We start from the raw sequence: 23,777 nt of genomic DNA, 5'->3' as shown, positions 1-23,777 counted from the left end.
ACATCCCTCGAAGCGTCCGTCCCAGCAGTACGAATCTCCGAGAAGAGAAGGTCGATGTCCGAGCAGGCCACCGGAGCACCCCATCCGCAGCCGCGCACCCGAGGCGGCGCGGCCCACCAGCAGCCCGCCATCGTCGAGCCCGGTGTCACGGGCGCGCAGTCGCTCATCCGCTCGCTGGAGGAGGTGGGCGCCGACACCGTGTTCGGCATCCCCGGCGGCGCGATCCTCCCGGCCTACGACCCGATGATGGACTCCTCGAAGGTGCGGCACATCCTGGTCCGCCACGAGCAGGGCGCCGGCCACGCCGCCACCGGGTACGCCCAGGCCACCGGCCGGGTGGGTGTCTGCATGGCGACCTCCGGGCCGGGCGCCACCAACCTCGTCACCCCCATCGCCGACGCCCACATGGACTCCGTCCCGCTGGTCGCCATCACCGGCCAGGTCTCCTCCAAGTCGATCGGCACGGACGCCTTCCAGGAGGCGGACATCTGCGGCATCACCATGCCGATCACCAAGCACAACTGGCTGGTGACCGACCCCGCCGAGATCCCGCGGACGATCGCCGAGGCGTTCCACGTCGCCTCCACCGGCCGCCCCGGCCCGGTCCTGGTCGACATCGCCAAGGACGCGCTCCAGGCGCGCACCACCTTCGTCTGGCCGCCCCACACCGACCTGCCCGGCTACCGGCCCGTCACCAAGCCGCACGCCAAACAGATCCGCGAGGCCGCCAAGCTGATCACGCAGGCCAGGCGGCCGGTGCTGTACGTCGGCGGCGGCGTGCTCAAGGCCCGGGCCACCGCCGAGCTGAAGGTGTTCGCCGAGCTGACCGGCGCCCCCGTGACCACCACCCTGATGGCGCTCGGCGCGTTCCCCGACAGCCACCCGCAGCACGTCGGCATGCCGGGCATGCACGGCTCGGTCGCCGCCGTCACCGCCCTGCAGAAGGCCGACCTGATCGTCGCGCTGGGCGCCCGCTTCGACGACCGCGTCACCGGGCGGCTGGACTCCTTCGCCCCGCACGCCAAGATCGTCCACGCGGACATCGACCCCGCCGAGATCGGCAAGAACCGCGCCGCGGACGTCCCCATCGTCGGTGACGCCCGGGAGGTGCTGGCCGACCTGATCGTCGCCGTCCAGGCCGAGCACTCCGCCGGGCACACCGGCGACCACACCGCCTGGTGGACCGAGATCGACCGGTGGCGCTCCTCGTACCCGCTGGGCTACGACCGGCCCGAGGACGGCAGTCTCTCCCCGCAGCAGGTCATCCAGCGGATCGGGCAGCTCGCCCCGGAGAACACCGTCTACACCGCGGGCGTCGGCCAGCACCAGATGTGGGCCGCCCACTTCATCACCTACGAACAGCCCGCCACCTGGCTCAACTCCGGCGGCGCGGGCACCATGGGCTACGCCGTCCCGGCCGCCATGGGCGCCAAGGTCGGCATGCCCGACCGCACGGTGTGGGCGATCGACGGCGACGGCTGCTTCCAGATGACCAATCAGGAACTGGTCACCTGCGCCCTGAACAACATCCCGATCAAGGTCGCCGTCATCAACAACGGCTCCCTCGGCATGGTCCGCCAGTGGCAGGCCCTGTTCTACAACGAGCGCTACTCCAACACCGTGCTGCACTCCGGCCCCGAGGCCGACGGCAAGCAGCCCTGCTCCGGCACCCGCGTCCCGGACTTCGTCAAGCTCGCCGAGGCCATGGGCTGCGTGGGCCTGCGCTGCGAGGACCCGGCCGATCTGGACGCCGTGATCGCACAGGCCAACGCCATCGACGACCGGCCGGTGGTGGTGGACTTCATCGTCCACCAGGACGCCATGGTCTGGCCGATGGTCGAGGCCGGCACCTCCAACGACCGGATCCTCGCCGCCCGCGGGGTCCGCCCCGACTTCGGCGACGTCGTCGACGACTGACACCAGGAGAGAGAAGACCGACCATGACCAAGCACACGCTCTCCGTCCTGGTGGAGAACACCCCCGGCATCCTGGCCCGGATCGCCGCCCTGTTCTCCCGCCGCGGCTTCAACATCGACTCGCTCGCCGTCGGCGTCACCGAGCACCCGGACATCTCCCGCGTCACCATCGTCGTCAACGTCGAGTCGCTGCCGCTGGAGCAGGTCACCAAGCAGCTCAACAAGCTCGTCAACGTGCTGAAGATCGTCGAGCTGGAGGACACCGGAGCCGTCAAGCGGCAGCTCGTCCTGGTGAAGGTCCGGGCCGACAACGAGACCCGCTCCCAGATCACCGAGATCGTCCAGTTGTTCCGCGCCAAGACGGTGGACGTCTCCCCGGAGGCCGTCACCATCGAGGCCACCGGCGGCAGCGACAAGCTCAACGCCATGCTCAAGATGCTGGAGCCGTTCGGCATCAAGGAGCTGGTGCAGTCCGGCACCATCGCCATCGGCCGCGGCGCCCGCTCGATCACCGACCGCAGCCTGCGCGCCCTGGACCGCTCGGCCTGACACCTCTTCGTCCCTCCCGCCGGCGGTCCCGGATACCGGGACCCGGCGACATCCCGCCTCCCCGCCGTCATACGGTGGGACGCAACACCTCGCATTCAAGGAGAAACCACACGTGGCTGCCGAGCTGTTCTACGACAACGACGCCGACCTGTCCATCATCCAGCGCCGCAAGGTCGCGGTCCTCGGCTACGGCAGCCAGGGCCACGCCCACGCGCTGTCGCTGCGTGACTCGGGCGTCGACGTCCGCGTGGGTCTGCACGAGGGCTCCAAGTCCCGGCAGAAGGCCGAGGAGCAGGGCCTCCGCGTGGTCACCCCGGCCGAGGCGGCGGCCGAGGCCGACGTCATCATGATGCTCGTCCCGGACCCGGTTCAGGCCGACGTCTACGAGCAGTCGGTCAAGGAGCACCTGAAGGACGGCGACGCGCTGTTCTTCGGCCACGGCTTCAACATCCGCTTCGGCTTCATCAAGCCCCCGGCCGGCGTCGACGTCTGCATGGTCGCCCCCAAGGGCCCCGGCCACCTGGTGCGCCGTCAGTACGAGGAGGGCCGCGGCGTCCCGTGCATCGCGGCCGTCGAGCAGGACGCCTCCGGCAAGGCCTTCGAGCTCGCCCTCTCCTACGCCAAGGCCATCGGCGGCACCCGCGCCGGTGTCATCAAGACCACCTTCACCGAGGAGACCGAGACCGACCTCTTCGGCGAGCAGGCCGTGCTCTGCGGCGGCGCCTCCGCCCTGGTCAAGGCGGGCTTCGAGACCCTCGTCGAGGCCGGCTACCAGCCCGAGATCGCGTACTTCGAGTGTCTCCACGAGCTGAAGCTGATCGTGGACCTGATGTACGAGGGCGGCCTGGAGAAGATGCGCTGGTCCGTCTCCGAGACCGCCGAGTGGGGCGACTACGTCACCGGCCCGCGCATCGTCACGGACCAGACCCGCGCCGAGATGAAGAAGGTCCTCGCCGAGATCCAGGACGGCACCTTCGCCGAGAACTGGATGAAGGAGTACAAGGCGGGCCTGCCGAAGTACAACGAGTACAAGAAGGCCGACGAGGACCACCTGCTGGCGACCACCGGTCAGAAGCTGCGCAAGCTGATGAGCTGGGTCGACGACGAGGCGTGATCCCCAGGGTCCGGCGGGGCCGCTTCCGGGCGGCCCCACCGGACCCTTCCCGTCCCTCCCGGCACGGTTGTCCAGGGTGGCCGGTCCCCTCGGGGTGATCCTTGCGAAACGGCGCGGGACGCCCGCCCGTCCGCCGATACACTTCACCGCAACAAAGCGCGTCAGGCTCACAGCGTCGTGCGTCTCCAACGCGGCTGCGCCCCTTCACCGCCTGCGGCCGTCGGGACGGCCGTCATTCCCCCGTGCCCCCCACGGCACGTCCGGGAAACCCATGGACCAGTGAGGACTGAGGACCCCGTGAGCACTGCTTCGACCCGCAAACCCGTCGTACTCATCGCCGAGGAACTCTCGCCCGCCACCGTCGACGCGCTCGGCCCGGACTTCGAGATCCGGCACTGCGACGGCGCCGACCGAGCCGACCTGCTGGCCTCCCTCGTGGACGTCGACGCCGTCCTCGTACGCTCCGCCACGAAGATCGACGCCGAGGCGGTCGCCACCGCCAAGCGGCTGCGGGTCGTCGCCCGCGCCGGCGTCGGCCTGGACAACGTGGACGTCTCCGCCGCCACCAAGGCCGGCGTGATGGTCGTCAACGCCCCCACCTCCAACATCGTCACCGCCGCCGAACTCGCCTGCGGCCTCCTCATCGCCACCGCCCGCAACATCCCGCAGGCCAACGCCGCGCTGAAGAACGGCGAGTGGAAGCGGTCCAAGTACACGGGCGTGGAGCTCTCCGAGAAGACGCTCGGCGTGGTGGGCCTCGGCCGCATCGGCGTGCTCGTCGCCCAGCGCATGGCCGCCTTCGGCATGAAGATCGTCGCCTTCGACCCGTACGTCCAGCCCGCCCGCGCCGCGCAGATGGGCGTCCGCCTCTGCACGCTCGACGAACTGCTGGAGACGGCCGACTTCATCACCGTCCACCTGCCGAAGACCCCCGAGACGCTCGGTCTGATCGGCGACGAGGCGCTGCGCAAGGTCAAGCCGTCGGTGCGGATCGTCAACGCCGCGCGCGGCGGCATCGTCGACGAGACCGCCCTCGCCGCGGCCCTGAAGGAGGGCCGGATCGCCGGCGCCGGCCTGGACGTCTACGCGAGCGAGCCGTGCACCGACTCGCCCCTCTTCGAGTTCGACAACGTCGTGGCCACTCCGCACCTCGGTGCCTCCACCGGCGAGGCGCAGGAGAAGGCGGGCATCTCCGTCGCCAAGTCGGTGCGGCTGGCCCTCGCCGGCGAACTGGTGCCGGACGCGGTCAACGTGCAGGGCGGCGTCATCGCCGAGGACGTCAAGCCGGCGCTGCCGCTGGCCGAGAAGCTGGGCCGCATCTTCACGGCGCTGGCCGGCGAGGTCGCGGTCCGCCTGGACGTGGAGGTTTACGGCGAGCTCACGCAGCACGACGTCAAGGTGCTCGAACTCTCGGCGCTCAAGGGCGTGTTCGAGGACATCGTCGACGAGACGGTCTCCTACGTGAACGCCCCCCTCTTCGCCCAGGAGCGCGGCGTCGAGGTCCGCCTCACCACCGCCTCCGAGTCCCCGGAGCACCGCAACGTCGTCACCGTCCGCGGCACCCTGTCGGGCGGCGACGAGGTCTCCATCTCCGGCACCCTCGCCGGCCCCAAACACCTCCAGAAGATCGTCGCGGTGGGCGAGAAGGACATCGACCTCGCCCTCGCCGACCACATGGCGTTCCTCCGCTACGTCGACCGCCCCGGCGTCGTCGGCACCATCGGCCGCATCCTCGGCGAGGCGGGCATCAACATCGCCGGCATGCAGGTGTCGCGGGCGACGGAGGGCGGCGAGGCGCTGGTCGCCCTGACGGTCGACGAGTCGATCCCGCTGCCGGTGCTCGCCGAGATCGCGGACGAGATCGGGGCGGTTTCGGCCCGCGCGGTGAACCTGGCGGACTAGGCCCGGGGTTGCCCCGGCCCCGCCCTTTCTCCGGTGCTCGCGGCGGCTGCGCCCCCGACGGGCAGGAGTGTGCGCCCCGGCGCGCTATTCGGCCCGTCCGGGGGCGCCCGCTCGGGAGGAAGGGCCGGGGCCGGCCTCCGCGTGCTCCGCCCGCGGTGCGCGGCGCGGGCGGGATCGGGACACCGCCACGCCCACCAGGCACAGCCCCCCACCCGCCAACGTCAGCCACAGAGGCACCTCGTCCAGGAACACCCACCCGAGCACCACCACGACGGCCGGTACGGCATACGTCGTCGCGCCCATCTTCCCGACGGGCGTCCGGGCCAGGGCGAAGCTCCACGTGGTGAACGCGAGAGCGGTCGGGACGACGCCGAGGTACACCATGTTCAGGGTGGCGGAAGCCGGCGCCCGGGGCAGTTCCGCCGCCAGTCGCCCCGCGAACGGCAGGCAGGTCGCCGTGCCGACGAGGCAACTGAACACGGTGATCTGCAAGGGAGAGCCGTAGGACAGCGCGGGCTTCTGCGCGACGACGCCCGTCGCGTACGCCGCGGCGGCCAGCAGACACAGCACCACACCCAGGACCGGCGTCGACCCCGAGGACCCCGCCGACTGCGACAGGCCGACGACCACCGCGCCGGCGAACGACACCGCCATGCCCGCGACCAGTCGGGGCGGCAGCGCCTCGCCCAGCAGTCGGGCGGCGAGCAGGGCCATCAGGATCGGGCCGATGTTCACGAGCAGGGCGGCGGTGCCCGCGTCGACCAGGCGCTCGCCCCAGTTGAGGACGGTCATGTAGCCGCCGAACCAGACCACGCCGGATATCACGATCCCCCGCCACGCGCCGCGCGGCGGAAGCCCTTCCCGCCGGGCCACCAGCAGCAGGACCAGGGTCACGGAGGCGGTGGCCAGCCGGCCCAGCGCGAGGGCGCCGGGCGAGAAGGCGGTCCCGGCGCTGCGGATGGAGACGAAGGCGGACGCCCAGGCCAGCACGGAGAAGCACGCCGCGCCGACCGTGAGGGCGGCGGGGGAGCGGGCGGGGGAGAGGGCGGTGGGGCGGGAAGTCATGCCGGTCACTCTAGAGCGAAAACATTTCGGCGACCACCGAAGTGTTGGCCCCTTGTGGATCCGGCTGCCACCCTCGGCGCGCGCGGTCTTCACACCCAGGCGCCTGCCCCGACCCCCAGCAGCTCCTCGAACGCCCGCTCGCCCGCCTCCGTGACCAGGAGCGCCCGGCCGCCCTCGGGCGGGCGGACGACCCACCCGGCGCGCAACGCCCGCGCGCACAGGCGGGCCGCGGCCACGCCGCCGAAGTGGCGACGGCGTTCGGTCCAGTCAAGGCACGAGCTCGCCACCGGCCGCCGGCCGGGCCGGGTGAGGTCGATGCCCGCCCGGGCGAACCAGTCATGACCCTCCTCCGTCAGCTCGAACACGCCGTCCGTGCGCAGCAGTCCGCGTTCCCCGAGGGCGTCCGTCACCGCGAGCCCGAGACGTCCCGCGAAGTGGTCGTAGCAGGTCCGCGCGCGGACCAGCGGGTCAGGCGCCGACACCACCGGCACCGCGTGCGGGGCGTCCCGCCCGGGGACGGCGTGCGCGGCGAGGCCGTCCACCAGCCGTGCGGTGGCCGCGTCGGCGATACGGACGAGGCTGCGCCGCCCCCGCCGTTCGATCACGCAGACCCCCGCGGCGGCCAGCTTCGTCAGGTGCCCGCTGACGGTGGACGGCGCGACGTCGGCCATCCGCGCCAGCTCCCCCGCGGTCCAGGCGCGGCCCTCCAGGAGCGCCATGCAGATGGCCGCCCGGGTCTCGTCGGCCAGCGCCGCCGCGAGCGCGGCGAGCCGCGCGGCGGGCTCGCCGGGTTCGGTGTCGGGAGTGAGAGACATGCCCCTCAGCATGCCTCATCGTTTCGTCGCCCGCCGAAGCGGCACGGTGCTCCGGCGGGCACGTCGGGAGGCCGCGCAGGGCAGTGGAAGCGTCAGGGGAACCGGGTGTGCGAGGGTTCCGTCACAGCGGCGGCGACCGGGCGGCGCATCCGGTTTTCGTAACGGAAGTCAGGTGAGCGTGAGAAGGATCGATGCATCCGAGTTTCGAGGCACGCCGCAGAGGTATGTGGCCCAACTGGACCTGACAACGCGGCAACTAATCTCATGGTGGGGGTCCGAAGAGATCACCCAGGATGACCTAGGGCCGTGGTTCACGTTCGCCTTCGCTCTTGACAACGGAATCCTGGCCGCCTTGGTTCGGGAAGTCGAGAACGCGCCGTCCGCGGGTTACATCCTGACTGCCATAGGGGCGCAGGATCCGCGCGTGACGCTGACGGACTTTCTGACGGAGTCGGGCCTCGACGCGGATTGCGTACTCCATGAGGGGTTCGAGTAGTCGCCGCGAGTGCGCTCTTCACCACGGCGTCCGGTCGAAGGGCTCAGTCCGGGCCGGATGCCGTCCGGACGAGGTTCGCCGCGGGACCACGGGCGGTCGGTACCCGAAACGTGGCTGCGCTGGTGGGCCTTGCTCCGGCCCGTGACGGTGAAAGGCGGGACCGGGACATCCCGGTCCCACCTCCCGAGACTCACCGTCCGGAGACGACCGGCGTCTCCGTAGGCATGTCTGCCGGCGCCGTGCCCTCCGCGCGTCCCCGCAGGACGCGCACCGTCACCGCCGCTCCGGCGAGCAGGACGAGCGCGGCCCCCAGGGCCGCGACGTGCATTCCGTGCACGAACGCCTCCCGTGCCGCGGAGAGCACCGCCTCGCCCGGTCGTCCCGGGAGTCGCCCCGCGACCGCTGCCGCGCCGGTCAGTGTCTCGCGGGCCGTGGTGAGGTCGCCGTGCGGGAGGGTGGGGGAGAGGGTGCCGGAGACGTCGCGGCGGTAGACGGCCATGCCGATGCTGCCGAAGGCGGCCATGCCGAGGGCTCCGCCGAACTCCTGGCCGGTCTCCAGCAGGGCGGCGGCCGAACCGGCCTTCTCCGGGGGCGTGGCGCCGAGCGCCAGGTCGGAGACGAGGGCCGCGACGATGACGATGCCGCAGGCGATGACGGCGCAGGAGACAAGGGTGAGGGTCAGGGAGCGGGTGCCGGTGCCGAGGAGGAGAGCGAAGCCGGTCGCGGCGACGACGAAACCGGTGGCGATCACGTAGGCCCGGTCCACCCGCTGGGCCGCGACGGTGGCGAGCGGGCCGGCCGCGCCGACGGCGAGGGACGGGAGGGTGCCCCAGAGCGCCGCCTCCAGCGGGCCCTTGCCCAGGACCGACTGGAGGTACTGGGTGGTGAAGTACGAGGAGCCCATCATCGCGAACATCGCGAGGGTGTTGAGGCCGATGCCCGCCCCGAAGGCGCGGTCGCGGAACAGCTCCCGGCTGATCATCGCGGACCGCCCGCCACGCTGCCGCCGGACGAACGCGAGGCCGAGTGCCAGGCCGAGGGCCAGGCAGAGCAACCGCGGCATGCTGAAGCCGTCGGCCGCCATCTCCTTGACGCCGTAGATCGTCGGCAGCACGGCACCCATCGACAGCACCACGCCGAGCAGGTCGAAGCGGCCGGGCCGCGGGTCCTTGAACTCCGGGACCAGGAACGGCGCGCAGGCGAGCAGCAGCACCATCGCGGGCACGTTCAGCAGGAACACCGACCCCCACCAGAAGTGCCTGAGCATCACCCCGCCGAGCACCGAGCCCAGCGCGATGCCGCCCGCCATGGCCGCGGACCAGATGCCGACCGCCTTGGCGCGCTGGGTGTCGTCGCGGAACATGTTGCGCACCAGCCCCATCGTGCTGGGCATCAGCGTCGCACCGCCGACGCCCAGTACGAACCGCGCCGCGATCAGCATCTCCGGGCTCTGCGCGTAGGCCGCGGCCACGGAGGCCACGCCGAAGGCGGCGGCGCCGAGCAGCAGGAGCTTGCGGCGGCCTATCCGGTCGCCCAGCGAACCCATCGTCATCAGCAGCCCGGCCAGGGCGAACGCGTAGCTGTCGAAGATCCAGAGCTGCTGGGTGCTGCTCGCGCCCAGGTCCCGGGTGATGGCCGGGACGGCGAAGAAGAGGACGGAGGTGTCCATCGAGACCAGGAGGAGGGGGAGCAGGAGGACGGTGAAAGCGGTCCATTCCCGGCGCCCGGCCTGCGGGGTGGGGTTCATCATGGGCAGGACTATACGAGCGTATGAGACGCATGTCTATGACGCTTGTATAAGACGAGCGTCCATGACGCTTGTATGGGCGGCGGCTAGGCTTCCGGTATGGGACATCGTGAAGATCTGCTGGAGGGCGCCAAGCGCTGCCTGCTCGACAAGGGCTGGGTGCGGACGACCGCGCGCGACATCGTGGCCGCCTCCGGCGCCAACCTGGCCTCGATCGGCTACCACTACGGCTCCAAGGAAGCGCTGATGATGGCCGCGTTCCTCCAGTTGACGGAGGAGTGGGGGGATCGTGTGGGCCGGGCGCTGGCCGCCGGGGTGGACCCCGACGCTTCGCACGACGAACGGATGGCGGCCTGCTGGGACTCACTGCTCGACGGGTTCGCGAACGACCGCGCCTTCTGGGCCGCCCAGTTCGAGATGATCGGCCAGCTCCCCAACCGGCCGGAGCTCCGGGAGCAGTTCGCCGCCGTGCTGCCGAGCGGGCGCGAGGGCATCGTCGCCGTCTTCGAGGGGGTCGAGGACGCCGAGGTGCCCGCGGTCGCGTCCCGCACCGCCGGCTCCGTCGTGCACGCCCTCTTCATCGGGCTGTGGGTGCAGTGGATCATCGATCCGAAGGTCGCGCCGCGCGGCAAGGACCTCGTCGAGGGGATGCGGCGCATCGTCGAGGGGCGGGTGCTCGACCCGGAGGAGGGGTGAGGCGGGAGGGCGGACCGGCAGGGCGGGCGGGCCGCGTGATCGGATGGCGGGCCGGGTGGCTGGGTGGCCGGGTGGCGGGGGGCCGGGGGCGGGGGTGCTCCATCGGGGCCGGATGGCCGGCCGTCACGGCCGGGTGGCGGCCCGCTGCAGTCGGATAGCGGTCCCTCACGGCCGGGTGGCGGGCCGCCACGGTCGGATGATCGCCTGCCGTGGTCGGATGGCGGTCTGCCGCCGCGGCCCGGTGGCGGCCCGTCACCGTCGAATGGTCGCCCGCCGCGGCCCGGTGGCGGTCCGTCGTGGCCGGATTCCGGGCACGCCCCATGGACGGGTGCGGAACCCTCCGGTCTAATGGTTGCCCGAGGATACTAGTCCGCTTGCCGGAGGTCACTCATGACCGAAACCGCGCAACCCCCGCTCCCTGCCCCCCACTCGGCCCCGCCCGCCGCACCGGAAGCCGGCGCCCACCCCTGGCCCAGGAACCGGAGCTGTCCCTACCACCCGCCCGCCGGCCTTCCGTCGGCCCCCGGGGACCGCCCGCTCGCCCGGGTGACGCTCTTCGACGGCCGGCAGGTCTGGTTCGTCACCGGTCACGCCGAGGTCCGGGCCCTGCTCGCCGACCGCCGCCTCTCCGCCGACCGGCAGCGCCCGGACTTCCCGGTCACCATGCCGCGCCTGGCCGAACAGGCCGACCGGCCCATCCCGCTGCTGGGCGCCGACGACCCGCTGCACAACCGCCAGCGCCGGACGGTCATCCCGGGCTTCGGCCTGCAACGGATCACGGCCCTGCGCCCCGCCGTCCAGCGCGTCGTGGACGACCTCCTGGACCGCATGCTGGCCGCCGGACCGGAGGCCGACCTCGTCACCGCGTACGCCCTGCCCGTCCCGTCCACGGTCATCTGCGCCCTGCTCGGCGTCCCGTACGACGACCACGAGTTCTTCGAACACCACTCGCGGCGGCTGCTGGTCGCGGACACAGCGGCGGAGGCCGGCGAGTCCCGCGACGCGTTGCGCGCCTACTTCCGGCGGCTCCTCGACCGCAAGCGCCGGGCGCCGGGCGACGGCCTGCTCGACACCCTCCTGGCGGACCCGGCCGAAACCCTGGACGCCGAGGAACTCGTCTCCACGGCGATGCTGCTGCTGATCGCGGGCCACGAGACCACCTCCAACATGATCTCCCTCGGCACCTACACCCTGCTCCGCCACCCGAAGCAACTGGCCGCACTGCGCGCCGATCCGGGACTGATGCGCGGCGCGGTCGAGGAGCTGCTGCGCTACCTCTCGATCGCCGACTCGCTGGTGCGGGTGGCCGTGGCGGACGTCGAGGTGGCCGGGGAGACGATCCGGGCGGGCGAGGGCGTGCTGCTCGCCACGCCGGAGGCCAACCGCGATCCGGCCGCCTACGCCGACCCCGACACCCTCGACGTACGCCGCTCCGCCCGCCATCACGTGGCGTTCGGGTACGGGATCCACCAGTGCCTGGGCCAGAATCTGGCCCGCGCGGAGCTCGAAATCGCCTTCTCGTCCCTGTTCGCCCGTATCCCCACGCTACGGCTGGCCGTTGCCCCCGATGAGGTGTCCGTCAAGCCCGGCGGCACCGTGCAAGGACTGTTCGCCCTCCCGGTCACCTGGTGACCGCAGAACGGAGTACCCCCATGCGCGTCAGCATCGATTCGGACCTGTGCATCGGCTCGGGTCAGTGCGCCCTCACCGCCCCCGGCGCCTTCGACACGGACGACGACGGCTTCGGCGTCGTCCGGCCGGAGGGCGAGGGCGGCGCGGACCCGATGGTGAAGGAGGCGGTGCGGGCCTGTCCGGTCCAGGCGATCACGCTCGACGAGGGCTGACGGGGCCCCCGTCCCCGCCGCCGGGCGCGGGCGCCGGTGCGGCCGGTCCGCACCGCCGCCCGCCGCCCGCCGCCCGCGGCCCGGGGGCTGGTGTGCCCGAGGCTCACACGCCGGGCGGCATGACCTCCTGCGGGTGTGCCGGCGGCGCGATGAGCCGGGCGTTCTTCGTCACCTGGTTGACGTCGCGGTGGATGACGCGGGCGACGGCCTGGATGGTGTCGATGCCGCCCTGCCAGGTGCGGTTGCCGTGGGTGAGGACCGACATGGTGTAGGTCCGGCCGCCGACGGTGAAGGCGCCGATGCTGTGCACGCGCCAGAGGCCGTCCCGGTCGCGCTGCAGCCAGCCGTTCTTGACGTGCACAGTGGTGCCCTTGGGGGCGCCGGCCGGGGTGCCCCAGCGCTGCGAGGGGATCACCTTGTTCATCAGGTCGAGGGCGTAGGCCCGCGACTTGTCGGCGAGCAGTTTGTTGCGCGTGGTGAACAGGGCGAGCAGCCGCTGTTCGTCGCGCGCGGTGATCTGCGTGGTGCCCCAGGTCTGGTTGGGGAGCGTGCGCTTCATGCCGGCGGCCTTGACGAAGTCCTTGATCTTCGCCGTGGTGAGACGGTTGCGAAGCTCCGTCGTGGAGTTGTTGTCCGACTCGGTGATCATCTTCTTGGCGAGAGCCTTCTCGCGCGACGACAGCGAGCGCTTCGCCCGGTCGGCGTCCCACAGCAGGGTGCCGAGGACGATCGGCTTGAAGACGCTCGCGGAGTCGAACTGCCGGTCGGCGTCGTACGTGCAGGTCGTCTTCGTCTTCGGGTCGTCGAACGCGATGCCCGTGTGACCGGCCCGGCCGCTCAGCGCCGCGGTGATGTCCTTGGTGAGCTTGGCGGCGAGCCCGGCCTTCTCCGAGGTGCACACCACCTTGGGCCCCGCCGCGGCGGCGGGCTCAGCCACGGCGAGCGGCGTGGCGACGGCCGCCGCGGCGACGGCGGCGGTCAGGGCGCGGCGCGGCAGGCGGCGGGTCCTCGCGGCGGCCGCGGGGGCGTCGGACGCGGAGGCGGCGCCGGGTATCGGGGCGGCGTCGGGTATCGGGTGTGCGGTCATGGCGGGTTCCCCCCAGAAGTGGGCCGTGGCGGGGCGGCCGGGAGGGGATCGCCTCCCCGGTCCCGTCGGCCCCACCGGTCAATCGAATGACTGCACGATTCTCGCTCATGCTTCTTCCTGGTGGGACGGGTGGTTCGTCTCCGCTGTCGCCCGGGGGGTCGGAACCTTGTGCTGCGGGCGGGTGCCGGCCGCGCTCACCTCAACTCGCTTGGCAGGGGCGGACGTTGTGTTCGCCATGGCGTCTCGCTTCGCGCCGCCCGGGTGCACCGCTGCCGGCCGGCCGGGAAACCGGCCGTGTGCGGCCGGCGTGCGGCGGACAGCGTGGTCGGCGTCAGCCGGGTCTCCCAGCGTTCGACGGCGTGGGGAGCCAGGGAGTGGGTGGCGTCCGGATGGCGCGCGACGCACGGAGCGCGGGGCGGGAGCGGTCGGCAGTAGCCGGGCTCCCTCTCGGCGACGCCCCGGCCGGGACCGTACGCGCCCCACCGCGACGGGCCCACCGCGACGCGTTCCACCGCGACGCGTTCCACCGCGACGCGTTCCACCGCGACGGGCCCCACCGGGACGGGCTCCACCACGACGCACCCCACGGCGACGTGCCCCACCGCGACCCGCCCCACGGCGAACCACGGCGGGCTCCCGCACCGCACCGGTTCCGGGCGGCTCGCCCTCCTCGGCCGGACCCCCTCCTCGGCCGGTTCCCCCCCGGCCGGGCCCCCGCCGGGGCGGCGTACGCACACGCCACCCGGGGACCCGCCTGGCAGCCCCGCGGCGTCCGAGCCCACGCACGGGACGCACCCGAGCCGAGGGGCGCTCCTTCATGATCACTACAGTCCTCGCATGACCGTGACCGACGCACTCCTCATCGACCTGATCAACCGCACGGAGATGGAGGGCGTCGGCCCGCGCATCACCCTCGTCGCCGGGGGAGTGGTGATCGCGGGCCGCCTCACGGCGCAGCGGCACTGGGCGGGCCATGTCGCCGCGCGACTCGACGAGGCCGGGGCGCCCGACGACCGTTTCGCCGAGGACGTCGCGCGGGAAGGGGAGGAACCCACCGCCTACCCGCCGGAGTTCGCGCACCTCCGGCACTGTCAGCTCATCTCCGGTTCCAGCGCGCTCCCGGCCGGGCTCGGCGAGTCGTTTCGGGTGCCGCTGTCCACGGTGACCGGGTGGAGTCTGCGCTGATCCGATTCCCCCGGACGCCGGTGCCGCCTTCCACCACCACCCCCACCGCCAACCTCCCCCGCCACCCCCACCGCCTCACGCCGCCGGATCCCCGGCCGCCCGCCAGGCGAACCAGTGGGGGAAAGCCCCGGTGAGCTCGGGGTCCCCGGCCATCCGGACGTGTCCGGAGCGCCGGGCCGCCGTCAGGGTGGTGGTGCCCGCCACCACTCGGTGGAGCTGCGCCGAGTCGGCGGTCACCCACACGTCGACGTCGTACCCGGGGTGCCGCCGGCACGCGCTGACGTCTCCGCCGGGCGACAGGACGAGCCACGCGTGTTCGTCGGGCGCGTCGGGGAGCGACAGGGCGAACTCCACCACCACGCGCCGGCCGGGGAGCCGTTCACGCCGTATGAACTGGCGCAGGCGCCACAGTAGCCACCCCGCGTCCAACTGCTCGCGCGTGGGGTCGCCCAGTGCCCAGCGGCGCGCCCAGGCTCCGAGTTCCCGGACGAGTGGTTCGAGCGCGGCGCCGGCGGGGGTCAGCCGGTAGGCGGGGCGCCCGTCGGCGTCGGGGACGCGGGTGACGAGGCCATGGGCCCGCATCCGGCGCAGCCGGGCCGACAGCAGGCTCCGGCCGATCCCGGGGACCCCGCGGTGGATGTCGTTGAACCGATCGGATCCGAGCATGAGTTCGCGCAGCACGAGCAGCGTCCAGCGGTCCCCGACCGCCTCCACCCCGGCCGTCACCGGGCAGTATTCGATCCCCCGCGGCATGACCGCAGCCACCCCCCGTCTCGTCCCGTCGTATCCGTTCCGTCCCGGTCCGATTTCCGTACCGGCCCCGGTCGCTTCACCATAGGACGCTCGGTGCGTGAACATCTCGACACCCGCGCAGAGTTCTCCGGAACCGGATCCGGCCGCGCCCCCGGCCCCCTCCACCTGGGCCGCCGGCGACTACCCCGCCATGGCCCGCCGCCTCGTCCCGGCCGCCGAACGAGTCGTCGCCGTCGCCGCGCCGGCGCCCGGGACGACCGTCCTCGACGTCGGCTGCGGCACCGGCAACGCCGCCCTGGCCGCCGCCCGCGCCGGCGCGGCCGTCACCGCCGCCGACCCGACGCCGGAACTCCTCGCCGTGGCCGCCCGCCGGGCACAGGCGGAGAAGCTGACCGTCACCTTCCAGGAGGCCGGCGCCGAGCACCTCACCGGCCGGTACGACCGGGTCCTGACCGTCTTCGGCGCCATGTACGCGCCCGACCACTCCCGGGCCGCCGAGGCGTTGCTGCGGTGCTGTGCCCCCGGCGGCCGGATCGTGTCCGCCGCCTGGACGCCGGACGGCCTGATGGCGGCCCTCAACCGGGCGGCCGGCCGCTACCTGCCACCCCCGCCACCGGGCGGCCGGCCGCCGGTGCTCTGGGGCGACGAGGCTTATGTGCGGGGGCTGTTCGCGGGGCACGACGTCGCCGTGGCCACGGAACACGTCCGCCTCACGTTCGCGTCCCCCCGCGCGGCGGCCGGGTTCTGGGTCCGCACGGCCGGGCACGTGCAGCTCGAACGTCCCCGCCTCCGGGCGGACGGCTCCTGGGAGGCCCTGCACGACGACCTCGCGGCCGTTTTCGCCGCCTGGAACCTGAACGCCACCGTAGGACCGGAGGCCGCCGCAGGACCGGACGACGCCACCGCAGGACCGGACGCCACCGCAGGACCGGACGCCGTCACCGGACCGGACGCGGAGGTGCGGGTCGAGGCGGCGTACCTGCTGGCCGTGATCGCGCCGACACGACCGGCCTGACCATCGACACCGACGCCGACGCCGCCGCCGCCGACGCGATGGCGCCACCGACGCCGACGGCGATGGCCGGGAAGGCGACGACGGGTGATGGCGGGCGGCGACGGGTGGTGGCGCGGCGACGGGTGCCAAGCCGCACCACCGCCTCCGCTCGCGGAACTTTCGTCCAAGACAAGTCCGCCTGCCCGTACGACCATTGGCGCATGCAGAGCTACCACACGTGGCCCGAACCCCCGGACGCCGACGCCGGAGAGGGCTGGGAGGTCGCCCGACCGCTTCACGGCACCTCCGTCGCCGGCGTCCGGATGGCGGGGTTCCGTGACCGGGCCGCGAGCTGGCTGGACAAACGGGTGCTCCCCGGGCCCGCCGTGGTCGTCGTCATCGGTCTCGGCGACGAACCGTTCACCGTCGAGGGCGCGGCGGGACGGCAGTCGCTGAGCAGCTTCGCCGCCGCGCCGGCGCCCGGACCGGTCCGCGTCGGCGGCGCCCGGGTCGAGTGCGTCGAGGCACGCCTGTCGCCCCCGGCCGCCTACGCGTTGCTGGGCGTCCCGCCGCGCACACCGGACGGGTCCGCCGTCGGCTTGGAGGACCTGTGGGGACGGGAGGCGCGCCGCCTCCGCGAGCGGCTGGCCGAGGCCGTGACCTGGCAGGAACGTCTCACGCTGGTGGACGCGTTCCTCACGCGGCGGGCCGCGCGGGCACCGGTGATGGCCCCCGAGGTCGCGGCGGTCTGGAACGCCATCGTGGTCCGTCGGGGCCGGGTGCGGGTCGGCGACCTCGCCGCGTCCTGCGGCTGGAGCCGCAAGCGGCTGTGGTCCGTGTTCACCGCCCAGATCGGTCTGACGCCCAAGCGCGCCGCCATGCTGGTCCGCTTCGACCACGCCGCCCGGGCGCTCCGCGCGGGCGAGAGCGCCGCCGATACCGCCCTGGCGTGCGGCTACGCCGACCAGCCCCATCTCCATCGCGACGTCCTGGCCTTCGCCGGCTGTACGCCGGGAGCCCTGGCTCCCCACCCACCGCACCGCCCCCCGAAAGGAACCCGCCCATGACCGCCACCGGTGACCGCACACCGACCCCCGCCGACCGCGCCCTGATCGTCCGGACCGCCTTCGGCAGCATGGCCGCGCAGACCCTGCGCGCGGCGGTACGGCTGAGGGTGGCCGAGCTGATCGGCGACACTGCGCGCCCGGCCGACGACATAGCCGCCGACGCCAAAACCGCGGTCCGGCCCATGACCCGCCTGCTGCGTGCCCTGGCGGCGCTCGGCCTGCTGCGGGAAACCACCCCCGGCACCTTCGCGGTGACCCCCGCGGGTACGCTCCTCGACTCCCGCCGCCCCGGCAATCTGGCGGCCCTCGCGCGGGTGTTCACCGACCCGGTGGTGACCCGCCCCTGGGAGGACCTGGAGGACAGCGTCCGCACCGGCGACGTCGCGTTCGACGCGGTCTTCGGCACGGACTTCTTCGGCCACCTCGCGCGGCACCCGGAGCTGTCCGCGGCGTTCAACACGGCGATGAGCCAGGCCACGGGGGCGACCGCCGCCGCGCTCCCGGCCGCCTTCGACTTCGGCCGGTTCACCTCGGTCACGGACGTCGGCGGCGGCGACGGAACGCTTCTGGCCGGCGTGCTGACGGCGTACCCGGAACTCACGGGCGTCGTCTTCGACACGGCGGAGGGCCTGGCCGAGGCGCCCGCGACCCTGGAGCGGCACGGGCTCACGGGACGCTGCTCCCCGCGCGCCGGGGACTTCTTCCAATCCGTCCCGGAGGGCTCGGACCTCTACTTGATCAAGAGCGTCCTGCACAACTGGCCGGACGACCAGGCGGCCGCCATCCTGGGCCGCTGCCGCGAGGCGCTGCCGCCCGGCGGCCGGGTCCTGATCGTGGAACCCGTCCTCCCCGACACCGTCGACCCCGAAGCCCACTCCACCGACGGCGGGATCACCTATCTGAGCGATCTGAACATGCTGGTGAACGTGAGCGGCCGGGAACGCACCCGCGCGGAGTTCGAGGACGTGTGCCGACGCGCGGGCCTGACCGTCGTCTCGGTCACCCCGCTCGCGGCGGCCAGGCCGTTCTCCCTCGTCGAGGCCGCCGCGGGCTGATCAGAACCGTCGGGTCCTCATCGCACGACGCAGGGCGTCCTGTTGAGCACGGCGACCGTCTCGCTTCCGCAGTTGTTGCTGCCGCCGAACGCCTGGCGCGAGTCCAGGTTCGAGAGCAGTCCGCCCGTCGGGCCGACGAGGTTCCGCTCGCCGGGGCCACCTCGTCGGACGACGCACTGCCGGTCGTTGAGGAGGCCCACCCTGTTCGTGCCGCACAGGTTCGAGTCACCGGAGGCGGTCCTGCTGTTGATGTTCGACAGCAGGCCGCCGGGCAGGGTGTCGATCGTGTCGGCGGTGGCCGATCCGGTCACCGCGGGGGACATCAGGAGGGCCAGGGCCGTGCCGGCCAGTACCGCGAATCGCTTCGACGCACGCATCGGTCTGCCTTGCCTTTCCACGGGGAGCGGGCCGGTCCGCCCGGCTCCGGTCGGAGGAAGCGGTGGCCAATGATCATCCGACCACACGGACGGGCTAACGCCGTCACACGATCACAGTTACGGGCGGTTCCCGAGGACCCGTGTCACGTCGCACCGGAGGGAGCGCGAGGGCGGGCGCGGCGGCTTCCCCGAGGGCTGGTGCGCCCTTGGGGCGCGTCCGTCCGTCCGGGTGCGCGGATGACCGGACGGCCGTTCGGGGCTCGACGGCCGTCGTCCCCCGGCCGTCCCCTCGTACGGGCTAAAGCGCGTACTGATCACACCGTTCGCCCGGAGCGTCGGGCAGGATGCGCCACTTGTGAGAACGTCATATCGGTCCGGCGGGTCCGCAGCGATCCCCCGCGCCAAGCATCGGGCCGTGTTGGTGACCGGCTGTTCGACGGGTATCGGGCGTGCCGTCGTCTCCCGACTGTCGCGCAGGGGGTACGAGGTCGTCGCCACCGCCCCGCGGGTCGAAGACCTCCGGGACCTGGCGGCCGGCGGTCTGAGCGTCGCGGCCCTCGATGTCACGGACGAGGTGTCGGTCCGGGAGTGCGTGGCCGCGGTCGAGGAGCGGCACGGTGCCGTCTGGGGCTTGGTGAACAACGCCGGGTACGCCCTGCCCGGCCCCCTGGAGGACATCCCGCTCGACGAGGCGCGGCACCAGTTCGAGGTCAACGTCTTCGGCCCGCTGCTCATGGCACAGGCGGTGCTGCCCGGCATGCGTGCGGCGGGCGAGGGGCGCATCGTCAACATCTCCTCGGTCGCCGGCCGCTTCTCGCTGCCCGGCGGCGGCTGCTACCACGCCAGCAAGCACGCGCTGACCTCCCTCAGTGACACGCTCAGGCTGGAAACCCGGCCCTTCGGTGTGCGGGTCAGCACCATCGAACCGGCGGCGGTGCGCACCGCGTTCATCGGGACGGCCCTGGACGCCCTGTCCCGGGGCGGCCGGCACCTGCCGGCCTACGACGCGTTCCGGAAGCAGTTGGAGACCTTCTACGGCCGGGTGCGGAGCCGGCCGCGCCGGTACGGCGTCGGCTCCGCGCAGGCGGTGGCCCGCGCGGTGGAGTGTGCCCTGGGCGCGACCGGTCCCCGGTCGCGGTACGTGGTGGGGCCGGCCGCGCGTCTCTCGCTGGGTGCGCACGGCCTGTTGCCCGGCCCCTGGTTCGACGCCCTGGCGTGCGCGGTCTTCCCCGTGCCCCGGCCGGAAGGAGACTGAGCCGTGCGGCAGTGGGGTGTGCTCACCGCGCTGTGTCTGGCCTTGATGCTGCTGGGCGTCGATCAGACCGTCGTGAACGTGGCCTTGCCGGAGATGCAGCGGGAAATGGGGCTCTCGGCGGCCCGGTTGCAGTGGATCGTCGGGGCCTACACTCTCACGCTGGCCGCGGGGGTGCTGGCCGCGGGCAACTGGGGGGACCGCCGGGGGCGGCGCCGGGCCCTGGTCACCGGATTGTGGGTGTGTGTCGCGGCGTCCGTGCTCGGGGGCGTCGCGACCGATGCCTTCCTCGTGGTGGCGGCTCGCGGACTCATGGGCGCCGGCGCCGCGTTGATCATGCCGGCGACCCTTTCCATCCTCGTGCACGTCTTCACCTGTCCGGGGCGCCGGCGGCTCGCCGTGACGCTCTGGTCGACCGTCGCGGGCGTGGGCGTCCTGCTGGGTCCCCTGGTCGGCGGCTGGCTGCTGGAGCGGTACTCGTGGCGGGCGTGTTTCTGGGGCAACGTCCCCTTGGCCCTGCTGGCCCTGGCCGGCGTCGTCGCCGTGGTCCCCGCCTGCCGGCAGGAGCGGGCGCCCGGCGCGGATCCGGTGGGCCTCCTGCTGTCCTCCGGCGGGCTGGCGGCGGTCGTGTGGGCGCTCATCCAGGCCCCGTCGCACGGGTGGACCAGCGGTCCCGTGGTGGGGGTCGCGGCCGGCGGGGCGGTGCTGCTGGCCGCGATGGTGCGCTGGGAGAGCCGTGCGCCGTCGCCCATGCTGCCGCTGGGACTCTTCCGCGACCGGGGCTACGCGGTGGCGGTGGGGACGCTTTCCCTGCTGTTCTTCACCCTGGTCGGTGCCACCTTCGTCCTCACCTTCCATCTTCAGGGCCTGTTGCGGCTCTCCCCGTTCGAGGCGGGGACCACGATGGTGCTCGGCGGCCTGGGGGTGGCCTGCGGGGGCGTCGTCGCGGCCGTGGCCGCCCGGTGGACGGCCGCCCGGCATCTGATCGTCGCCGGTCTGGTGCTGTGCGGTGGTGCGTTCCTCGTGCTGGCCGGTGTGTCGGCGGCGGCCGGGGACGGCCGGCTGCGCGTGTTCCTGTGGCTGGTGGGTCTGGGAACCGGGCTGGCCGGTGGTCCGGCCACCGGCCTGATCATGGGCGCGGTACCGCCCGGCACGGCGGGCGTGGGCGCCGCCGTCAACGACGCGGTGCGCAGTGTGGGCAGTACGTCCGGGGTGGCCGCGATGGGTTCGGTGTTCAACACGGTGTACTCCTCGGCCATGCGGGACCGTTCGCGGCCGGGGGCGGCGGCGGGCGGGCCGGGCGCACGGGATCATCTGCTGGCCGCCCTGGCGCGGGTGCGCGGCCTGGTGGCCGAGGCCGCGCTGGCCGGCGGGCCCCGCACGCCCGCCGGTGCCCGGCGGCTGCGGGCCGCCGGTGTGCTGGCGCACGAGGCGCAGGCGGCGTTTCTGTCGGCCCTGCACCACATCGCGTACCTGTCGGCGGCCTTGTGCCTCGCCGGGTCGTGTGCCGCGGCGTTCCTCCTCCGGGAGGGGGGAAGCGAGCGTGGGAGAAGGCCCGTCGCGCCGGTTCCCGCCGTGACGGGGCCGGGCCGCCTCCGGTGACCGGGACGGCCCTTGTCATCGTCAACCCCGCCGCCACCAGGGCCGCCAGGCTCGACGTGGACGCGGTGAGGAGGTCCCTGGCCGGGGCCGGCGGGACGGTGGACCTGGCGGTGACCGGAGGCCCGGCGCACGCGACGGAACTGGCCCGCGAGGCCCGGCGGCGCGGGGTCCGGCTCGTCGTCGCGGCCGGGGGTGACGGGACGGTGAACGAAGTGGCCAACGGCCTGCTGGCTGATGTCCCCGCCGGCGGCCCGCCGGCCGGAGGGCCCGCCGACGGCGTGCCGGCGCTGGGCATCCTGCCCGTCGGCGCCCTGAACGTCGTCGGCCGTTCCCTCGGTGTGCGTACCAGCCCGCCGGACGCCGTGCGCCGACTGGCCGCCGCCCTGCGCACGGGCCGGCGCACGCTCGTCAACGTCGGCCGCGTCAACTCGCGGTTCTTCCTCTTCGCGTCCGGCGCCGGATTCGGCGCCGAGCTGATGTCCCGGGTGGAGGCCACCCGGCGCCGGAGCGGCAGGACGTCGGCGATCCGCGCCCTCGCCGAGGGCGTGCGGGTCTTCCCCCGCGGGGAGGACCGGCGCAGGCGGGCCTTGCGGATCTCGGCGGCCGGGAGCGAACGACAGGCCTTCGCCCTGCTGGTGGCGAACACCTCCCCCTACGCCTACCTGGGCGGATGGCCTCTCAACCCGTGCCCGGCCGCCGCCTGGGACAAGGACCTGGAGGCGCTGGCGTTCACCGGTGCGTCCTTCCCGCGCTGCGCCTTCCTGCTGGCCCGCATGCTCGCGGCGCCCCGGCGGGAGCACGCGGGACGGCCGGTGACACGGTTCTCCGGCGTCACGAACCTGTCGGTCACCTCGGAGGTCCCCATCGCGCTGCACGCGGACGGCGAACCGCTGCCCCCCTGCCGCACGCTGTCGTTCCACTCCGTGCGGCAGGCGCTGGCCGTCGCCCTGTGAGCGGTTCCCGACGACACCTCCCCCTACCCACGAGCCGCACCCGTGAGAAAGAGTCACATGCCCCCCACCCGCCCTTCGTACGCTGTCGACGGCTCTCCCGTGGCGGGGGACCCCTGCCAGGAGCCCGCGCCCGCCGACCGCCGGCGTCACGGCGCCCGCCCGGACACCGGGCTTCCCGAGGCCGTGCGCGCGGACCTGCGGCGCTTCAGCGCGGAGCTGCGCACCCACATCACGGCGCTCTACCCCGACGCCGACTCCCTGGACGCCGGCGTCGTGCGGGACTTCCTGGGGCTGCCGGACGCCTCGTGCCTCCGGCCCGGGCTGCTCGCGGAGATCACCCCCCGGCTCCACGAGGCCCTGGTACGGCCCGTGCGGCACCTCGTGGACGGCGGTGGGCGGCGGTGGCGCCCCTACCTGATGGCCAAGGTGATCGAGACGCTGGGCGGTGACAGCCGGCGCTTCGGACCGATCCTCGCGGCCGGGGAACTCATGCACACCGGTTCCCTCATGGTCGACGACGTCGAGGACGGCGCCGGGCTCCGCCGCGGGACGCAGACGGCCCATCTGGCGTTCGGCGTGCCCGTCGCGCTCAACGCCGGCACCGCGGCGTACCTCGTCTTCCACCGGGCCCTGTGCGCCGTCGTACCGGACGACGCGCCCCTGAGGTCCGCCGTCCAGGACGTGTACCTGCGCGCGCTCCGGGCGGCCCACGCCGGGCAGGGGCTGGACATCGCCGGGTTGCGGGCCGAGATGGACACGGCCGTCGCCGCCGGCGATCCGCGCGCCCTCCTGGACCACCTGCGGCTGACGCACCGGCTCAAGTCGGGCGTCCCGGTGCGCGCCGCCTTCGAGGTCGCCGCCCTGCTCACCGGTGCACCGGCCCGGACGCGCGACGGGCTCGGGCGGTACGGAGAGGCCATCGGCGTCGCCTACCAGGTCACGGACGACGTCCTGGACCTCCGCGGCGTCCTCCACGAGGGCGCGCCCACGAAAACCGTCGCCGAGGACCTCCGCAACGGCAAGGTCACCATGCCGCTGGCCCACGCGGTCGCCCTGCTCCCGCGCCGGCGGATGAGCGCGCTGTGGCAGCGCGCCCGGGAAGGCCGCTGGACACCGGAGTCGCTGCGGGAGGACGCGGCCGTGCTGACCGAGTGCGGTGCCCTTCAGGCGTGTGTCGAGGAGGCCGGCCGGCTCCTCGACCCGGCCTGGCGGGATCTGCGGCCCTGCCTGCCGCGCAACCGCGCCGCCCTGTTCGTCCGGGCCGTCGCCCGGCACACCGTGCACAGGGCGCGTGTCGCCTGACGGTCC

General features: G+C 73.4%; 21 protein-coding genes. 15 read left to right on the top strand and 6 right to left on the bottom strand.

The window, feature by feature from the left end:
• Positions 1-54: 54 nt before the first annotated feature.
• The 4 genes from ACZ6X9_RS01115 to serA all read left to right on the top strand — a co-directional run bounded on the left by ACZ6X9_RS01115 (position 55) and on the right by serA (position 5,481).
• Positions 55-1,917, top strand: coding sequence for an acetolactate synthase large subunit (locus tag ACZ6X9_RS01115; protein ID WP_469775828.1), 1,863 nt, complete (start codon positions 55-57; stop codon positions 1,915-1,917).
• A 23-nt stretch (positions 1,918-1,940) separates the two neighbouring features.
• Positions 1,941-2,465: an acetolactate synthase small subunit gene (gene ilvN, locus ACZ6X9_RS01110; RefSeq protein ID WP_469775827.1), complete on the top strand. Its 525-nt coding sequence runs from the start codon at positions 1,941-1,943 to the stop codon at positions 2,463-2,465.
• Positions 2,466-2,577: 112 nt separating this feature from the next.
• Entirely contained in the window at positions 2,578-3,579 is a 1,002-nt protein-coding gene (gene ilvC, locus ACZ6X9_RS01105; protein ID WP_469775826.1) for a ketol-acid reductoisomerase, read from the top strand.
• Positions 3,580-3,876: 297 nt separating this feature from the next.
• On the top strand, positions 3,877-5,481 hold the full coding sequence (gene serA, locus ACZ6X9_RS01100; RefSeq protein WP_469775825.1) for a phosphoglycerate dehydrogenase: 1,605 nt from the start codon (positions 3,877-3,879) through the stop codon (positions 5,479-5,481).
• Between the two features lie 84 nt (positions 5,482-5,565).
• On the opposite strand, the gene ACZ6X9_RS01095 is transcribed toward serA, so the two are convergent.
• From ACZ6X9_RS01095 to ACZ6X9_RS01085, 3 genes are all read right to left on the bottom strand, one after another.
• Positions 5,566-6,546 (bottom strand): DMT family transporter, encoded by a 981-nt coding sequence (locus ACZ6X9_RS01095; RefSeq protein WP_469775824.1) that lies wholly within the window; start codon positions 6,544-6,546, stop codon positions 5,566-5,568.
• Between the two features lie 89 nt (positions 6,547-6,635).
• Entirely contained in the window at positions 6,636-7,361 is a 726-nt protein-coding gene (locus ACZ6X9_RS01090) for an ArsR/SmtB family transcription factor (RefSeq protein ID WP_469775823.1), read from the bottom strand.
• Positions 7,362-8,047: 686 nt separating this feature from the next.
• On the bottom strand, positions 8,048-9,607 hold the full coding sequence (locus ACZ6X9_RS01085) for an MFS transporter (protein WP_469775822.1): 1,560 nt from the start codon (positions 9,605-9,607) through the stop codon (positions 8,048-8,050).
• A 96-nt stretch (positions 9,608-9,703) separates the two neighbouring features.
• On the opposite strand from ACZ6X9_RS01085, the gene ACZ6X9_RS01080 reads away from it, so the two are divergent.
• The 3 genes from ACZ6X9_RS01080 (at position 9,704) to ACZ6X9_RS01070 (ending at position 12,144) form a co-directional block, all read left to right on the top strand.
• The gene (locus ACZ6X9_RS01080) at positions 9,704-10,300 is read left to right on the top strand and encodes a TetR/AcrR family transcriptional regulator (RefSeq protein ID WP_469775821.1); all 597 of its coding nucleotides are present in this window, start codon (positions 9,704-9,706) and stop codon (positions 10,298-10,300) included.
• Positions 10,301-10,690: 390 nt separating this feature from the next.
• Positions 10,691-11,932 (top strand): cytochrome P450, encoded by a 1,242-nt coding sequence (locus tag ACZ6X9_RS01075; RefSeq protein WP_469775820.1) that lies wholly within the window; start codon positions 10,691-10,693, stop codon positions 11,930-11,932.
• Between the two features lie 20 nt (positions 11,933-11,952).
• Complete coding sequence (locus ACZ6X9_RS01070; protein WP_185941221.1) at positions 11,953-12,144, top strand: ferredoxin; 192 nt, start codon at positions 11,953-11,955, stop codon at positions 12,142-12,144.
• Between the two features lie 103 nt (positions 12,145-12,247).
• Here ACZ6X9_RS01070 and ACZ6X9_RS01065 read toward each other — a convergent pair whose 3' ends face one another.
• Complete coding sequence (locus tag ACZ6X9_RS01065; protein ID WP_469775819.1) at positions 12,248-13,231, bottom strand: serine hydrolase; 984 nt, start codon at positions 13,229-13,231, stop codon at positions 12,248-12,250.
• Positions 13,232-14,068: 837 nt separating this feature from the next.
• Here ACZ6X9_RS01065 and ACZ6X9_RS01060 point away from each other — a divergent pair.
• Entirely contained in the window at positions 14,069-14,416 is a 348-nt protein-coding gene (locus ACZ6X9_RS01060; RefSeq protein ID WP_469775818.1) for a hypothetical protein, read from the top strand.
• Positions 14,417-14,491: 75 nt separating this feature from the next.
• Here ACZ6X9_RS01060 and ACZ6X9_RS01055 read toward each other — a convergent pair whose 3' ends face one another.
• The gene (locus ACZ6X9_RS01055; RefSeq protein ID WP_469775817.1) at positions 14,492-15,169 is read right to left on the bottom strand and encodes a winged helix-turn-helix transcriptional regulator; all 678 of its coding nucleotides are present in this window, start codon (positions 15,167-15,169) and stop codon (positions 14,492-14,494) included.
• Positions 15,170-15,266: 97 nt separating this feature from the next.
• Between ACZ6X9_RS01055 and ACZ6X9_RS01050 the strand changes: the two genes are divergently transcribed.
• The 3 genes from ACZ6X9_RS01050 to ACZ6X9_RS01040 all read left to right on the top strand — a co-directional run bounded on the left by ACZ6X9_RS01050 (position 15,267) and on the right by ACZ6X9_RS01040 (position 18,285).
• Complete coding sequence (locus ACZ6X9_RS01050; RefSeq protein WP_469775816.1) at positions 15,267-16,184, top strand: class I SAM-dependent methyltransferase; 918 nt, start codon at positions 15,267-15,269, stop codon at positions 16,182-16,184.
• A gap of 200 nt (positions 16,185-16,384) precedes the next feature.
• Positions 16,385-17,230, top strand: a complete 846-nt coding sequence (locus tag ACZ6X9_RS01045) for a helix-turn-helix domain-containing protein (protein WP_469775815.1) — start codon at positions 16,385-16,387, stop codon at positions 17,228-17,230.
• Entirely contained in the window at positions 17,227-18,285 is a 1,059-nt protein-coding gene (locus tag ACZ6X9_RS01040) for a methyltransferase (protein WP_469775814.1), read from the top strand. The genes ACZ6X9_RS01045 and ACZ6X9_RS01040 overlap by 4 nt, the downstream gene beginning before the upstream one ends.
• A gap of 17 nt (positions 18,286-18,302) precedes the next feature.
• Here the strand turns inward: ACZ6X9_RS01040 and ACZ6X9_RS01035 are convergent, their stop codons facing one another.
• Positions 18,303-18,662 carry a hypothetical protein gene (locus tag ACZ6X9_RS01035; RefSeq protein ID WP_469775813.1) on the bottom strand — a complete coding sequence of 120 codons (360 nt, stop codon included), beginning with the start codon at positions 18,660-18,662 and terminating at the stop codon, positions 18,303-18,305.
• A 415-nt stretch (positions 18,663-19,077) separates the two neighbouring features.
• Here ACZ6X9_RS01035 and ACZ6X9_RS01030 point away from each other — a divergent pair, with 415 nt between their 5' ends.
• Genes ACZ6X9_RS01030 through ACZ6X9_RS01015 form a run of 4 tightly spaced genes read left to right on the top strand, consistent with a single transcriptional unit; the run spans position 19,078 to position 23,771 of the window.
• Positions 19,078-19,917, top strand: coding sequence for an SDR family oxidoreductase (locus ACZ6X9_RS01030; RefSeq protein ID WP_469775812.1), 840 nt, complete (start codon positions 19,078-19,080; stop codon positions 19,915-19,917).
• A gap of 3 nt (positions 19,918-19,920) precedes the next feature.
• Positions 19,921-21,516, top strand: a complete 1,596-nt coding sequence (locus ACZ6X9_RS01025; protein WP_469775811.1) for an MFS transporter — start codon at positions 19,921-19,923, stop codon at positions 21,514-21,516.
• Positions 21,513-22,469: a diacylglycerol/lipid kinase family protein gene (locus ACZ6X9_RS01020; RefSeq protein ID WP_469775810.1), complete on the top strand. Its 957-nt coding sequence runs from the start codon at positions 21,513-21,515 to the stop codon at positions 22,467-22,469. The genes ACZ6X9_RS01025 and ACZ6X9_RS01020 overlap by 4 nt, the downstream gene beginning before the upstream one ends.
• Before the next feature lie 57 nt (positions 22,470-22,526).
• The gene (locus tag ACZ6X9_RS01015; protein ID WP_469775809.1) at positions 22,527-23,771 is read left to right on the top strand and encodes a polyprenyl synthetase family protein; all 1,245 of its coding nucleotides are present in this window, start codon (positions 22,527-22,529) and stop codon (positions 23,769-23,771) included.
• Positions 23,772-23,777 lie beyond the last annotated feature (6 nt).

Source organism: Streptomyces sp. NPDC052910, assembly GCF_055585605.1.
The sequence above is the reverse complement of the archived record's forward strand: the minus strand, read 5'-3'. Positions and strand labels throughout refer to the sequence as shown.

What these genes read in the sequence shown, in the direction of transcription:
- ACZ6X9_RS01115 (WP_469775828.1), top strand. Translation starts at nt 55, where the DNA reads ATGTCCGAGCAGGCCACCGGAGCACCCCATCCGCAGCCGCGCACCCGA.
- ilvN (WP_469775827.1), top strand. Translation starts at nt 1,941, where the DNA reads ATGACCAAGCACACGCTCTCCGTCCTGGTGGAGAACACCCCCGGCATC.
- ACZ6X9_RS01095 (WP_469775824.1), bottom strand. Translation starts at nt 6,546, where the DNA reads ATGACTTCCCGCCCCACCGCCCTCTCCCCCGCCCGCTCCCCCGCCGCC.
- ACZ6X9_RS01090 (WP_469775823.1), bottom strand. Translation starts at nt 7,361, where the DNA reads ATGTCTCTCACTCCCGACACCGAACCCGGCGAGCCCGCCGCGCGGCTC.
- ACZ6X9_RS01085 (WP_469775822.1), bottom strand. Translation starts at nt 9,607, where the DNA reads ATGATGAACCCCACCCCGCAGGCCGGGCGCCGGGAATGGACCGCTTTC.
- ACZ6X9_RS01080 (WP_469775821.1), top strand. Translation starts at nt 9,704, where the DNA reads ATGGGACATCGTGAAGATCTGCTGGAGGGCGCCAAGCGCTGCCTGCTC.
- ACZ6X9_RS01075 (WP_469775820.1), top strand. Translation starts at nt 10,691, where the DNA reads ATGACCGAAACCGCGCAACCCCCGCTCCCTGCCCCCCACTCGGCCCCG.
- ACZ6X9_RS01070 (WP_185941221.1), top strand. Translation starts at nt 11,953, where the DNA reads ATGCGCGTCAGCATCGATTCGGACCTGTGCATCGGCTCGGGTCAGTGC.
- ACZ6X9_RS01065 (WP_469775819.1), bottom strand. Translation starts at nt 13,231, where the DNA reads ATGACCGCACACCCGATACCCGACGCCGCCCCGATACCCGGCGCCGCC.
- ACZ6X9_RS01060 (WP_469775818.1), top strand. Translation starts at nt 14,069, where the DNA reads ATGACCGTGACCGACGCACTCCTCATCGACCTGATCAACCGCACGGAG.
- ACZ6X9_RS01055 (WP_469775817.1), bottom strand. Translation starts at nt 15,169, where the DNA reads ATGCCGCGGGGGATCGAATACTGCCCGGTGACGGCCGGGGTGGAGGCG.
- ACZ6X9_RS01045 (WP_469775815.1), top strand. Translation starts at nt 16,385, where the DNA reads ATGCAGAGCTACCACACGTGGCCCGAACCCCCGGACGCCGACGCCGGA.
- ACZ6X9_RS01040 (WP_469775814.1), top strand. Translation starts at nt 17,227, where the DNA reads ATGACCGCCACCGGTGACCGCACACCGACCCCCGCCGACCGCGCCCTG.
- ACZ6X9_RS01035 (WP_469775813.1), bottom strand. Translation starts at nt 18,662, where the DNA reads ATGCGTGCGTCGAAGCGATTCGCGGTACTGGCCGGCACGGCCCTGGCC.
- ACZ6X9_RS01015 (WP_469775809.1), top strand. Translation starts at nt 22,527, where the DNA reads ATGCCCCCCACCCGCCCTTCGTACGCTGTCGACGGCTCTCCCGTGGCG.